12 protein-coding genes are annotated in these 13825 nt (G+C 65.8%); 4 read left to right on the top strand and 8 right to left on the bottom strand.

The window, feature by feature from the left end; all coding sequences use genetic code 11:
- Positions 1-65: 65 nt before the first annotated feature.
- The 5 genes from atpH to AB1L88_RS04340 all read right to left on the bottom strand — a co-directional run bounded on the left by atpH (position 66) and on the right by AB1L88_RS04340 (position 3136).
- On the bottom strand, positions 66-701 hold the full coding sequence (atpH, locus tag AB1L88_RS04360; protein WP_367095407.1) for an ATP synthase F1 subunit delta: 636 nt from the start codon (positions 699-701) through the stop codon (positions 66-68).
- Positions 701-1354 (bottom strand): F0F1 ATP synthase subunit B, encoded by a 654-nt coding sequence (atpF, locus tag AB1L88_RS04355; RefSeq protein WP_367095406.1) that lies wholly within the window; start codon positions 1352-1354, stop codon positions 701-703. Before atpF ends, atpH begins: the two co-directional genes overlap by 1 nt.
- 185 nt (positions 1355-1539) lie before the next feature.
- Positions 1540-1782: an ATP synthase F0 subunit C gene (gene atpE / locus AB1L88_RS04350; protein ID WP_367095623.1), complete on the bottom strand. Its 243-nt coding sequence runs from the start codon at positions 1780-1782 to the stop codon at positions 1540-1542.
- Between the two features lie 237 nt (positions 1783-2019).
- Positions 2020-2841, bottom strand: a complete 822-nt coding sequence (gene atpB, locus AB1L88_RS04345) for a F0F1 ATP synthase subunit A (protein ID WP_367095405.1) — start codon at positions 2839-2841, stop codon at positions 2020-2022.
- Between the two features lie 61 nt (positions 2842-2902).
- Positions 2903-3136 (bottom strand): AtpZ/AtpI family protein, encoded by a 234-nt coding sequence (locus tag AB1L88_RS04340; RefSeq protein ID WP_367095404.1) that lies wholly within the window; start codon positions 3134-3136, stop codon positions 2903-2905.
- 652 nt (positions 3137-3788) lie between these two features.
- Here AB1L88_RS04340 and AB1L88_RS04335 point away from each other — a divergent pair.
- The 3 genes from AB1L88_RS04335 to AB1L88_RS04325 all read left to right on the top strand — a co-directional run bounded on the left by AB1L88_RS04335 (position 3789) and on the right by AB1L88_RS04325 (position 6788).
- Entirely contained in the window at positions 3789-4877 is a 1089-nt protein-coding gene (locus tag AB1L88_RS04335; RefSeq protein ID WP_367095403.1) for a DUF4912 domain-containing protein, read from the top strand.
- A gap of 207 nt (positions 4878-5084) precedes the next feature.
- Positions 5085-5867 carry a UvrB/UvrC motif-containing protein gene (locus tag AB1L88_RS04330; protein ID WP_367095402.1) on the top strand — a complete coding sequence of 261 codons (783 nt, stop codon included), beginning with the start codon at positions 5085-5087 and terminating at the stop codon, positions 5865-5867.
- A 285-nt stretch (positions 5868-6152) separates the two neighbouring features.
- A complete protein-coding gene (locus AB1L88_RS04325) occupies positions 6153-6788 on the top strand; it encodes a 5-formyltetrahydrofolate cyclo-ligase (RefSeq protein ID WP_367095401.1) in 636 nt (211 codons plus the stop codon).
- Positions 6789-6857: 69 nt separating this feature from the next.
- Here the strand turns inward: AB1L88_RS04325 and AB1L88_RS04320 are convergent, their stop codons facing one another.
- Positions 6858-8081, bottom strand: coding sequence for a PmoA family protein (locus AB1L88_RS04320; protein WP_367095400.1), 1224 nt, complete (start codon positions 8079-8081; stop codon positions 6858-6860).
- Between the two features lie 141 nt (positions 8082-8222).
- Between AB1L88_RS04320 and AB1L88_RS04315 the strand changes: the two genes are divergently transcribed.
- Positions 8223-8774, top strand: a complete 552-nt coding sequence (locus AB1L88_RS04315) for a hypothetical protein (protein WP_367095399.1) — start codon at positions 8223-8225, stop codon at positions 8772-8774.
- 26 nt (positions 8775-8800) lie between these two features.
- Here AB1L88_RS04315 and AB1L88_RS04310 read toward each other — a convergent pair whose 3' ends face one another.
- Together AB1L88_RS04310 and AB1L88_RS04305 are read right to left on the bottom strand one after the other, a co-directional pair.
- Complete coding sequence (locus AB1L88_RS04310; protein ID WP_367095398.1) at positions 8801-9946, bottom strand: glucose-6-phosphate dehydrogenase assembly protein OpcA; 1146 nt, start codon at positions 9944-9946, stop codon at positions 8801-8803.
- Positions 9947-10253: 307 nt separating this feature from the next.
- Entirely contained in the window at positions 10254-13604 is a 3351-nt protein-coding gene (locus AB1L88_RS04305; RefSeq protein ID WP_367095397.1) for a S41 family peptidase, read from the bottom strand.
- Between the last annotated feature and the right edge of the window lie 221 nt (positions 13605-13825).

Here is a 13825-nt window from a genome sequence, read left to right as displayed (position 1 = left end):
AAGGCGGCGGCAACGGGATCGTTCGACGTTACCGACGGCAGTCTTCGGGAAGCGTTCAGGGCGGGTCAGTCGACCACGAGATCCAGGCGGCTGCGAAGTTCTCCGGCCCGACTGCGGAGGAGCACCTCGTGCATGCGTCGCAACTGGTTTCGGATCGAGGCGTCGTAGAGTTGGTCCCCGATCTGAACCACGAGGCCGCCGATGAGTTCCGGCCGGACCTCTTCGGTGATCATCGGGGTCGCCCCTCCGGCCAGCGAGACCAGCCGGTCTTGCAGCAAGGCACGCTGATCGGCGTCCAGAGGAACGGCGGATCGGATCGTCACGGGGATGCGGTTGTTCTGTCGGTCCCAGATCGCCCGCGCGGTTCGGGCGACCAGGGGGAGCAGGCCGAGTCGATCCCGACGGTTCAGGACCCTAAGGAATTTCAGGAGCGTCGGATGGGCTCGGCCCTCGAATGTCGAGACCAGCAGTTGATCCCGACGCTGCTGATCCGAGATTCCCCCGGAGAGCAGGCGGGCGAAGGCGGGTTGGTGCTGGAAGATGTCGGTGACGAACTCATCGAGCTCGTCCAGCACCAGCTCTGCCTCGTCGCCCGATTCGGCGACATTCAGCAGGGCGACCGCGTAGCTGTGGGCGATCTCCTCAGCACCTTCTTCGAAGACGGTCCCGCTGACGTCGACGGGAGGCTCGATGCTGCTCATCAGCTCAAACCTCCTCGGCCGTTCGGCCCGACCGCCTGGAGCTCCTGAGAGGCCACCTCGATCAGGCGGCGGTGCTCGTCACCGGCGATCTCCCGCCGGAGCACCTGCCCGGCGACGGCGACGGCGAGGTCGGCAGAGCGTTCGTAAAGCTCGGCGACCGCCTGTTCCTTGGCCGCCGAGATTTCTCGGGTCGCTCGCTCGGCCGTCGCCTCGGCGTCGGCCCGGGCCTGGCCGAGTCGTTCCTGATAGGCGGTCTCGGCCTTGCGGTTGGCCTCGTCCATGATCTGTCTGACCTGATCCTGGACCTGCTCCATCTGCTTGCGATGCTGCTCCAGCAGGGCCGACGCCTCGGCTCGAGCGTTCTCGGCGTCCCGGAATGCCGATTCCAGGGATCGTTCTCGGTCGTCCAGGGCCTTGGAAATCGGCCCCCAGGCGAACCGATAGAGCAACACCAGCAACAGCAGGAAGACGGTGACGGTGTAAATCGCGAGCGAAGGCTCGGGGGCGAGGATATCGATCTCGCCCTCACTGGTTGCGTGTACGTCGGTTCCGTGACCTGCCTCGGCCGGGACAGCGTCCTCGATCGGCGGTTCGGCAAGTGCGGGGGACGCACCGGCGATCCAGATCGCGGTCAGGGTCAGCAGCGTCGTCATCAGTGGCCCGAGGGCCGAAAGCTTGCGCCGGAGCATCGCAGGGGGGCCTCGCGATCGAGTCGGTTCGCGGCGATCAGGGAGTGCGAAGGGAAGAGAAGGGGAACAACGAGGTTGCGCGGATGAATCGCCCGAGGACTCCTTGAATGGTCAAGGAGCCCCGGACGATCGATCCCAGGCTCGACGACTCAGTACGCCGTGAGGATGAAGCCGATGATGATCAAGGCGAAGAAGGAGACACCCTCGATCAGGGCGGCCGAGATGATCATCGCGGTCTGGACGTTGCCGGCGGTCTCCGGCTGGCGGGCCATGCTCTCGACGGCCGAGCGGGTCAGCAGGCCGATGCCGAAGCCGGCGCCGATGATCACCAGGCCGGCGCCCAGCGCCCGGGAATCGGCGAACGCACCCTTGGGCGAGGCGGCGCTCGCGATCCGGGCCGCATCCTCGGCCGACTCAGCCTGGAAGGCGACGGCAGCCGATCCGTCCTGGCCGAACGAAGCGATGGCGGGGACCAAGAGCGCGGCAGTGAAGACCAGAATCGGGGCGGCGATCTTCGCGAAGGACATGGGGGGGAACACTCCTCAATGGGTTGTGGGGCAGGGGATCGATGGGGCGAGGGCGTGGTCACCAGCGGACACCCGCCGCTGGATTGCCCGTCCGCCGCGAACTCAATGCGAGTGGACGGCCGCACCGATAAACAACGCCGACAAGAAGGTGAAGATGTAAGCCTGCAAGAACGCCACGAACAGTTCGAGCAGGCTCAACAACACCACGCCGCCAACGCTGGCGGCAATCACCGGGCCCTTGATGTACAGGGCCGCCTGCGACACCGTCAGGGTGAAGCCAAGGATGACCGCCAGCACGATGTGGCCGGCGAGCATGTTCGCGAATAATCGCACCGACAGGACCACGTGCCGGATGAACAGGCCGGCGACCTCGATGACGAACATCAAGGGCCAGAGGATCGGCTTCATGATCCAGGGGACGTCCATGTGCGGCACGAGGTTCGTCAGGAACCCGACCGGGCCCATCTCCTTGACCCCCGCCACCACGACGGCGCCGAGGGTCATCAGGGCCAGCGTGGCCGTGACGTTGATGTTCCCCGTGGCCGACGCCCCGCCGGGGATCATCCCCAGCAGGTTGCACAGCAGCACGAAGAAGAAGACGGTCCAGAGATAGGGCAGGAACTGGTCGGCGTGATGATGACCGATGGCCGGCCTGGCCATCTTGTCCCGGATGAAGACCAGGACCGACTCGAACATGTTCAGGAACCGCCCCCGCGTGACCTGCTGCCGAGCGGCATGCCGGGCGAGGGGGATGAACACCGCGAGCAGCAGCAGCGCGGCGATCGTCTCCATGACCATGAACCGCGTCACCTGGATCCCGAACACCATCGGCAGATCCAGTTCGCCGACGAACGGGACCTCGAGGGTCGGGTGGTCGATCACGTGGTCGAGCGGGCTGTGTTCGTGTGCGTGTTCGTCGGCCATAGGTGGTCGTTGAGTTTCGAGTGATTCGTCGGGGGGAAGGTCGTCCGAATCCGGGGTGCGATCACTCTCGCGATTTATCGGAGTGCGTCGCGGAGGCGAGCCGGATCATGTGGAGCATGCCCAGCAGGAACCCCAGGCCCGCCCCCACCAGGGTCGCCGTCGGGGCGGTACCCCAGCGGCGATCGAGCGCGAAGCCTGCCAGGGCAGGCAGCGAGAACTCCAGGCCCAACGTCGAGATCCGATAGGCCCAGATGAGCCCCGCCGACACCGGACCAGGGGATGATGGGGAAGGCAATCAACTCACCTCAGTCCCGCCTCGCAACAGGACGCGTGACGCGCTCGGGAACAATCCGCTCGGGATCATCAGGGCCGCGCCGGGAAACGGGTCGCGAATACCTTCCGGTGATCCCCGTTGGAATCACTTGATACATCGGCCGGCCGGGTGCTGTCAACTCCCCAGGTGCCCACTTTGAGAAATTTTTCACAGATCGGTGTCCGGGGCACCCCGAAGACCTCGGAAACTGTGCCAACTCGTCGCAAGTGTCCGCTGACGGACACCCTGGACAATTTTTTCATTGACAAGAAGTGGTTATCAATGGTATCTAAATCGTAGCTGGAAGCTTTGTCCGCGTCCCCCTCTAAGCCGATGAAGGGCTTGCCGATGGGCACACGCTTACTCACGACTCGATCTTCCTCGTAAAGGCGGCGATTTGGTTCCCGAGACGGGGAATCAGACGGCCGCCTTCGGTGTTTCTGGTGGGTATGTCTCGTGCAACTCCGGCAATTCCTCGTCCCCGCTTGCAGGTGAACGTCCCGGTCGCTTCCGCCAGTTCGCAGTCCGGGAGATAAGGATTTCTCCGGATCGGCCCACTCACGGATGATGTCCGCGATGACCACGACGGGCCGCACCGGCCCCCGCCTGCGGCTCGGACTCGGAGTGGCCAGAGATGACTGTCGAGACGCTCAAGGACTGCAACAAGAAGGAGCTGGCCCGGATGGCGAAAGACCGGGGAATCCCCGGTTGGCATGCGATGCGAAAAGACCAGCTCGTCCGAGCACTCACCACCGCAATCGCCCCCTCGTCATTGCCTGGCCGCTCCTCCGGCATCAAAAAACAGAATACGGGCGACGTCAAGTCCCGAGACGCCCGTCCCCGCCGCCCCCGCCCCGATTCGCCGGAATCGGAGTCGGAAGCAGCCTCGGCCCAGGCCTCCCCTCCCAGGACGCTTGACCATGGCTGCGTCAAGGACCGCATCATCACCTCCGTGCGTGATCCCTACTGGCTGCACACCTACTGGGAGTTGAGCCGGACCACCCTGGGGCGTGCCCAGGCCGCCATGGGGCAGGAATGGCATCGCGCCCGCCCCATCCTCCGGCTGATGGACGTCACCAGCGAGGACACCACCTCGAACGCCGAACGAGTGGTCCGGGACATCCCGATCCATGGAGGCGTGAATAACTGGTACATCGACGTCTGCGAACCCCCGCGCTCGTACCGCGTCGACATCGGCTACCTGTCCCGACAGGGGCGGTTCTTCGTCCTGGCCCGATCGAACGTCGTCACGACCCCCCGGGTCGGCTGCAACGACCTGCTCGACGAGCACTGGGCCAGCGTCGATTCCCAGTACCAGACCATCTTCAAGCAATCGCTCCACGGCGGGTCCGCCTCGCGCGACCTCCTCGAGATCTTCGAGGAACGCCTCCGACGGCCGATGAACCCCCTGAATTTCTCGAGCCTCGGCACCGGGGCGCTCCAGGGCTCGCACGGGGACCGCAACTTCCACTTCGAGATCGACGCGGAGCTGATCGTCTACGGGACCACCGAGCCGAACGCGAAGGTCACGCTCCAGGGTGAGCCGGTCAAACTCCGCCCCGACGGCTCCTTCAGCGTCCGCTTCAGCCTGCCCGACAGCCGGCAGATCATCCCGGCCGTGTCGTCGAGCCCCGACGGCGTCGAGGAGCGAACGATCGTCCTGGCCGTCGAACGCAACACCAAGGAACTCGAGCCCATGATTCACGACGGGAACGAGCTCTGAGGCGTCCGCTCTCCACGCTCCTCCTCGCCCTGATTCGATCGAATCCCACGCCGTGACTCCTCACCGATTTCCCCGGGGAGTCGCGGCGTCTTTTTATTGGTCGAATCGATCGACCCGACATAGACTTCTCTAGAAAGGTTTTCCGGTTGATTCGGCTCCTGCCCCTTCGGCGCCGATCGCCGGACGAACGGCCGAGAGGTTCTGACCGTGAGTAAAGACATTCGACCCATCCTGGCCGGATGGGACCACGACCCCGACGACTTCCAGGTCCGGATCGTCGCCGGCCTCGACGGCCGGGACAAACTCCAGATGCGCCTCGATCTCGGCGTCCTCCAGATGGAACTCGAGGGCAGGCCCGACGGCAAGAAACCCTTCGGCGCGGACTCTTTGCTGGAGTACCACGAGGCTCGGGCCGTGGAACAGTCCGCGACGACCGGGCCGTTCTCGCTCGAACCCGCCGAGTGCGAAGAACTGATGCGCGAGGGCGTCCAGTTCTACCACCGCTACGTCGCGCTCTTTCATCTCGGGCGCTACGACCTCGTCTCGCGAGACACCGAGCGCAATCTTCGGCTCTTCGACTTCGTCAAGGCGTACGCCACCCGAGACCGCGACAAGCTCGCCTTCGACCAGTACCGCCCTTATGTCACCATGATGCGAGCACGCGCCCTGGCCCATCAGGCGATCGATCGCGGCGACCATCGCACCGCGATCGACGTGCTCGACGAGGCGATCGCCTCCATCAAGGGATTCTTCCGGGAATACGACCAGCAGGAGCAGCTCAACACCTCTCAGGAATTGATCCTCCTGCGCAAGCTGCGTCGAGAGATCGACCGGGAACGACGCACCGACCCCGTCGAGCGCCTCGACGACCAGCTCCAGCTCGCCGTCGCTCGGGAGGACTATGAGGAAGCCGCTCGCATCCGCGATCAGATCCAGCGGCTTCGCGTCGCAAGCTCCCCGAACCCGACCGATCGGAGCCCCACCTCTTGATGAGTCGGGCCCGACGTGCTACAGTTTTGTCGTCTGGTTCGCCAGGCCCTCTGCCATGTTCGCGAGGGGTGTCGCTTATTGGAGAACCAACGCTAAGACCCGTAGGGGCCCGTACGATCCCTCGGCTTTGCCAGCGGATCTGAGCGTCCCACCTGAACTGCGGGTTCTCAAAACCGCCCTGGACGGCATTAGGGTGGAGGTATCCATCGAGCCCGTTCTTTGTCTCCCCCACCGGGGAAGCAAAGCACGGGCTCTTGGCTTTTGCGACCGAGGGGATGATTCTCCGTGTCGAACGATCCCCTTCGCGTCGCCAAGACCCAGATGCGCCGACTGATCGTCGATCGCATCCTGGCCATGAACCCGGACGACCGGGCGCGGCAGGAGAAGGCCCTCCTCGAGCGATTCCCGAGCCTCCCCGGCTTCGATCGGGCTGCGACGGTCCTCCTCTTCGTCGCTCACCTCCCCGAGGAATTCCCGACGCTCCCGCTCATCGCGACCGCCATCGAGCGGGGCAAGACCGTGGCCTGCCCCCGAGTCGATCGCCAGGAACGTCGACTCCGACTCTACCAGCTCGACGACCCCGCGCACGACCTGGTGCCCGGGCCGTTCGGGATCCCCGAGCCGAAGCCGGGGTCGCCCGAAATCGAGGCGGACCGGATCGACTGGGCCTTGATCCCCGGTATCGCGTTCGATGCCCGGGGATTCCGGATCGGCCGGGGGGCCGGTTATTACGATCGGCTGCTCCCCTTGCTCAGGCCGCCGACACCCCGCCTCGCCATGGTGCTCGAGCCTCAATGGGTCGACGAGATCCCGACCGAACCGCACGACCAGCCCGTCCACGGGGTCATCGGTGCGGAACGCTCATGGCTCTCCTCGGCGCTCCCGGCCGAGGCGCCGCCCCCCGGGCGTTTCCAGGATTGAGACTCGACGTGTCTCCGTCGACTGAGCACCGTTCCGGAAACGCCCGATCGAGGTGAGGGAACCGGCCGGTCATTCCGTCGTGCTGATCGTGACCTTCGGGGGATGCGCGTAGGCCTCGAAGGCGCCGGCGATCTGAGCGGCCTCGGTGTCTCCCCGGTGCAGGATCACCCGATAGCGGAATGCGATCGATTCGCCCGGCGCGATGGTATGCGTCCCCGAGTCGGCGTACTTGAAATCGCGGTAGCCGAACGGGTTGGCCGCGAAGAGGCCGTAATCTCGGACGTGCCAGGTCGTCGGGAATCGGAAGCTGCTGGGATGATTGAGGATCGCGACGCCGAGGGTCTCATCGCCGATCGGTCCGGTGTAATCCACCCAGGGCGAGGCCTTGCCCCAGGCGTCGGTGTCGACGACGCCCTCGGCATTGACGATCCTGCCTCCCATCTTCTTATTCACGTTCATCGATGTTGCGAGTCGCAGGCCGAAGGTCCCCTCCTTCGTGTCTTCGAAGGTGACCGGGGAGTCGCCTGCAGCGATCGTCACGTCGAAGTCGATGACCCGGACCCCGTCGAGATCGTAAGTGCGCCAGACGCGATGATCGGTGCAGAGCACCTGGCCCTCCGGCCCCTTCCAGGCGTTGATCGTCTCGATGACCCCCGCGACGGGGCCTTCGACGACCCCCGGTCGGTCGATTTCGGCGATCGTCCCGAACTTCGGGTTGGGCCGGTTCAGCGGATCGGACGCCCAGAAATCCACGCCATCGACATTGCCATGCGTGAACCAGAATGATCGTTGATGGGGATGGTCGCGGTCCTCCCCCTCCACATCCTCCATCGGGTAAGCCCTCGTGATCGGCGTCCCCGTCGGGCCGATGACCGGGAAGAAGTAGGGCTTCGGGCCGTCTGCGGCGCGATAGATCGTGAAGAGTTCGCCGTCGATCTCGACCCGCAGATCCTCCCCTTCGGCCGTGATCGAGACCCCCTCGGCCGACGTCGACGACGGCGACATCGAATACTGAATCGTCTCCTCGGCGCCGAGCGACGGGATCACCATGGCCATCGCCAGCGCATCGCCGACCCGGACCACCTGCGCCGTGAGGGCTTCGCCATCAGCTTCGACCGGCTTCAGCGAATACGATCCCGGCTGGACCCCCGCATCCTCGATCGCGAGGAACACCGGCGCGTCGGTCAGTTCGACCCCGCCGCCGACCAGGCTGACGGTCACGTCCGCACCCATCGCGGGGAGACCTGTCACACCGACGAGCAAGAGGGCGGCCTTCGTGAATCGGTCAATCATTGCGGTCCTCCCGATGAGGCATCAAGGAATCGAGACTGGGGCTCGTAGTTCTCAGGGCCGGCACGTGGCCGGAACGGTGCCGAGCGGCTATCCTACGGCCACTCAGGTTCGGATCGCCAGGGGGGAGCAGGGCCTCATCGGATGACATACGAGGAGTTTTTTGATCTGTGTTCCCGCCTCCTTCGACCGTTGCACTGCTCCTGTGACGACGGGGAAGACTTCCAGGATCCGCCGCTCGACGTCCTCCGCTACGAGGTCCGGGCCGTCCGGCTCCACTGGATTCCGGTCGTCGGCCGGGCGCTCAGCGTGGTGGCGATCGTGCACCAGCCGAGAGACGTGACGGCGACCGCCGCCTCGCATCGCGAACTCCTCCTCCGGGTCGCTCGTGCGGTCCATGGTCGATACCCACCATGGCCATCCGGGGGGCCCGGCTTCGTGGTCGGCCTGACCACGGTCGTCGTGACGACCGACCCGGTCACTCCCTCGGACGAGCAATTCCTGCCCCTTGCGCTCCCGAGCCCTTCGCGCACTCGGGTCGTGCCGATGGGCCTGATCCGGGTCAATCTGGAGCAGGAGGCGTTCGCATTCGCGATCGGCCCCTCCCCCCAGGACCTCTTTCCCGAGGCGGTCACGCTGGCCGACGGTTTCTCGCAGGTCCTCGGGCGATTCGTCCCGCCGCTCGACTTGGAATAGGGGACGCGCACCCCGCTCCCGCCGGCTCAATCCCCGAGGAGCCAGAGGGTGATCGGCAACGCTCGATGGTACGGCGGATCCGAGCGATCCGTGAGCAAGGCCGCCGAGACCCGTCGCGCCGTCTCGGCCACCGGCACCTTCACCAGCCTCGGGAACGCGCAACCCGCTCCTTGATCGTCCGTCACGCAGAGCTCGCAGGTCCCCTCGCCATCACACTGGATGTTCAGGGTGGTCACCGCGTTCGGCGCAGGACGAAGGCCGATTTCGACCTCGGCGACCCGAGGAAGGGCGCCCGGCTCGCTCGGGCCAGACTCCAGCACCACCCGGACCGCCCCGTCCTGCCCCCGGAGGCTGGCCTCGATTCGACCATCGCCCGTCGAGCGGGGGTGTCCCTCCGGTTTCCAGCCCAGTTGCCCTGCCAGCCAGGCAACCAACCACGCCGCGGACCGGGTCGGTCGTTCGCCCACCTCGCCCACCGATCGGACGCGGATGGAGCCGATCCGCTTCAGGTTCCCGAGCGCGGCCGCATCGAACTGGTCGGCGATCAGGCTCCGCCAGGTCGTCAGGCTGAACCAGGCCAGGTCCCTGGCCGTCTGACACCCCTTCGGTTCCATCGCCGCGGCCAGCGCCGCCGGATCCGCCGCCGGATCGGGCAGGTCGAGGATGACCCGGGTGGCTTCCCCGGCAAGTTGCTCGAATAACGCAGGGGCCTCCCGAGGGTCGTCACACCACCAGAGGACCGAATGCAGGTCGGACTCGACCAGCGACCGCACCGCGGCGGGGAGCAAATCACGCCCCTCGACGCTGGCCCGGAGGATGATCTGCTCGCTGCAGACCTGCGGTCGTCCCGGTGCCGGGAGATGGCACTGCGCCGAGACCTCGGCCCGGAGCTTGCGACCCGCCCCGGGATCGGTCCCGAGCACGATCAACCGCGAGGGGTACTGCGTCGTGATCGCCTCGATCGTCTCGTCCATCCCGGGCCGGGCGGGCCCGAGATTCACGATCACGACGTTGGCCAGCACCACCCGGGTGACGGCCGGGGCGTCGAGTTCCGGCCCCCCCGTCTTCTCGGCCGCCGGGCCCCAGAGCTGATCGAGCGCCTGCTCGACCTCGCTCAGTTCGACCGGGATGCCTCGGCCATCATAGAATGCTTCGACCGAACCGGACGCCATGGCTGCACTCTCAATCAGGCCCGTTGACCGGCCTGGACGCGGGATGCCAGAAATACCGTTCCTGCTTGTCGATGCGAATGACCTTCGGGGCGTTCCGGCCCATCAGTCCACGGTTCGATCCCGGCTCGGCCAGGCGTCGCGGCGTCCTTCACCGGTCGTGATCGGGGGGCTGCCCCGTCGCCGTGGGCCCTCGACGAATTCGACGCCCTCTGCGACTCCCGGGGAGGGGGAACACGGGATCGAGCACGTCCCGTCTCCCCCCTCCCCGGGGGCGATACCGACGCTTCCGCCGGTCCTGCTCCGGCCCTCAGTCGCGCTTCACCGGGTCCTGTGGCCGATCGGGCAGGGTCCGCGGTTCCTCCTCGATCGCCCGCAAAATCTCCGCGATCGCCCGATCGAGTTGCGGATCCTCCCCGTCGATCACCGAAGCCGGGTCGTTCTCCACCTCGATGTCCGGATCGACCCCATAGCCCTCGATGATATACGACCCGTCCACGTCGTTCGTGCCGAATTCCGGCACGTTGACCCCTCCACCGTCGATCAGCGGTCCGTGATCGGTAATCCCCACGACCCCTCCCCAGGTCCGTTTGCCGATCAGGGGGCCGAGCCCCGCCTGTTTGAACCGAGCCGGGAAAATATCACCATCCGAGGCGCTGTTCGCGTTGATCACGCAGGCCATGTGCCCGTAGAAGACCTGGTTCGGGTAGGTCCCGACCCGGTCCTGATGCCGACTGAATCGCGTCCCGAGGAGGCTCCGGTCCAGTCGTTCGATCAGCATCTGCGAGACATTCCCGCCCCCGTTGTTGCGCACGTCGACCACGAGCCCTTCCTTGCGGATCTGGGGGTAGAAGGTCTTGATGAACTCCCGAAGCCCCTCCGCCCCCATGTTGGGGATGTGCAGATAGCCGAGGCGTCCATCGGAGGCTTCCGCCACCTTGCGGCGATTCTCGGCGACCCAGGCCAGATAGATCAGATCCGTCTCGCTCGCCCTCGGCCTCACCGTCACGAATCGCGAGCCGTCGCGATCCGGCCCGTCGTTGACTTCCAGCGTCACCGGCTGCGACGCCTTGTCCCGCAATAATTCGAACGGGTTGCGATCGCTCGTCAGATCGACGCCGTCGATCGAGAAGACATAGTCGCCTTCGTCCACGTCGACCCCCACCTCGGTCAACGGCGATCGATACGTCTCCTCCTCGTTCTGGCCGGCGAAAATCCGGGAAATCCGGTAGCGCCCCGCCTCCTCGTCCAGCTCGAATCGGCAGCCGAGCAGCGCCACGGCCGGGCGATCCGGGACCTCGTAATCCCCCCCCGTGATGTAGGCGTGGCCGACGTTCAGCTCGGCGATCATCTCGCTGATCACGTAATTCAGATCCGATCGATGCCCGACGTGGTCGAGCAGCGGGCGGTATTGCTCCCGGATCGCCTCCCAGTCGTAGCCGTGCATGTTCTCGACGTAGAAATAATCGCGGAACCGGCGCCAGACCTCGTCGAAGATCTGCGGCCATTCCTCCTCCGGGACGCGATCGAGCCGGACGCCCTGGGTCGAGACGGATGTCCCGGAATCCTTCCCTCCCGGCTTCGCGTCGAGCAGCGTGAAGCTCCCTCCCTTCCGGACCAGGACCTTCGTCCCGTCCCCAGAGAGCACGTACCCGCCGACATCCTCGGCCAGGTCCGTCGCCTCGCGGTCCTCGATCGAGAAGATCACCAGCGTCGGAGTGACCCCCGAATCGCGGCCGTAAAAGAACGGCCCCGAACGAACATAGAGCAGGTGGCCTCCGGTCGCCGACAATCCCGAGTAGTTCTCGGCAGGGACCGGCACCCTGCTGACCCGGGATGCAAGCCCGTCGAGGTCGATCGCGAGCTCCTTCGCGGACGATTCCTCGTCCTCCTTCTCGTCCTCCTCGGCGTCTTCGTCCGGCCCATCCTCCCCGTCCGACGACTCGTCGTCCCCGCCTTCCTTATCCGATTCATCCTCCTCATCCTCGTCGATCGTCACCTCGTCGATCCGGGGGGGGAATGGGTGTTCCACGTCCTTCCGCAGGGCCATGGCAAACAGCCCGACCTCGCGATTCAACGCGTAATCCCATTCAATTGTCGAGATCTGAGGCGCGTAGTCGCGATCGCTCAGGAAGTAGAGGAACTCGCCCGCCGGATCCCAGGCCGGGTTGTAGGCGTTAAACATCGGGTCGGTGATCGGTGTGGGGCCCTCGTCGCCGACCTGCCAGAGGTTCAGCACGCGGAAATCGCTCGGCTCGCTCAGGCTGAACGCGAGCCAACGACCGTCGGGAGACCAGGCATAATCGAGTGATCGGCCCGACGCCTCTCGCGCCACCTCGACCACCTCCTTGCTCTCGACCTCGACCACGAAGATCGTGCCCGTCTGGTCCGAGTACGCGACCCGTGCGCCGTCGGGCGACCACAGGGGGTTTAGCTTCCTCCCGGTGCTCTCCCGGGTCAGTGCCGTCGGCTCGCCGATGCCATCCTGCGGCACCAGATACAGCTCCTCCTCGCCCGATGCGTCGGAGACATATAAAATCGACGCTCCATCCGGCGACCATCGGGCCGCGCGATCGTGAGCCCCCGGAGATCGCGTCAGGTTCCTCGTGGGGCCGTGCTCGATCGGGGCGTTGAAGACGTCTCCCCGCCCCACGAAGAGGGCCCGCTCGCCCTTCGGGCTCAGCTCGAAGTCTTCCAGGACGTCCGAAGCGTCGACCCGCTGCGGGCGGCGGGGCAGGGCGTCGTCGGGCACGGTCACGGGAACCGGCTGAACGTCCCCCGAGTCGAGATCCAGGACGTGCAGCTGCCCCGCCTTCTCGAAGACGATCCGAGCGTCGTCGGCCTTGCTCGGCCAGCGGACATCCCAGGTCGTCTCCTCGGTCAGTGCGGTCGTCTCTCCCGTCTCAGGGTCGAATTCGTAGAGATTCAGCGTCCCCGATCGATCCGAGGCGAAGTAGATCGCGTCCCCGATCCACATCGGGTCCCGCTCGGTCCGGTTCGAGTGCGAGACCGGGGTCAGCTCCGCGCTCTCTAGGTCGAAAATGTAGAGGTTCTGTGCCCATCCCCCTTCGTAGCGTTTCCACGATCGAAATTCCCGGGTCAGGGGGGAGTAGACGATCCGATCGGCCCCTGGCGACAGATCCCCGCCGCCGGAAACCGGCATCGGCAGCGCCTGGGGCAGCCCTCCCTCGACCGAGACGGTGTAAAGCCTCGTGTCGCTCAGGTCCCAGCCGTCTCGCATCGATCGGAACACGACCGACGAGCCGTCCGGAGTCCAGCCGTAGACCTGATTATCGTATCCCCATCGAGGGGGCAGGGGCCCTCGGGCCGGATAGTGCGTCAATCGCCGCGGGACGCCCCCGCTGCTGGGAATCACGTAGACTTGCTCGTCGCCGTCGTACTGCCCGGTGAAGGCGATCTGCGACCCGTCGGGCGAGAATTTCGGGAAGAGTTCCAGCCCCGGATGCGTCGTCACCCGGCGAGCCGACCCTCCCCCGACCGGCGCCGTCCAGAGGTCTCCCGCGTAGGTGAAAACGACCGTCGATCCGTGAAGGTCCGGGAATCGGAGCAACTTCGTCTCGGCGGTCGCGGTCGCGGTGCCCGCCAGGACACCCGACACCAGGGCAAGCAGGCCGACGCCCAGGGCCCTCAATCGAATCATCGTGCAGCTCCAACGCATCTCCGGGGGAACGCCCAGAAGACGCCGCGGCGACGGCGCCCGGGCATCCTCCCACTCTAGAAATTCGGACGTTGCAGGTCGCGACGATTTTACGGCGAGCCCTGCCCCAGGTCACGCAATTCGTCGGGCGATTCGCCGTCCCCGACCTTTGAGGCCTTCCGACGGTTTCCTCCACAACGCTGGCACGATACGATGATCTCAGG

It is taken from the genome of Tautonia sp. JC769 (assembly GCF_040717455.1).
Taxonomy (GTDB): Bacteria; Planctomycetota; Planctomycetia; order Isosphaerales; family Isosphaeraceae; genus Tautonia.
The sequence above is the reverse complement of the archived record's forward strand: the minus strand, read 5'-3'. Positions and strand labels throughout refer to the sequence as shown.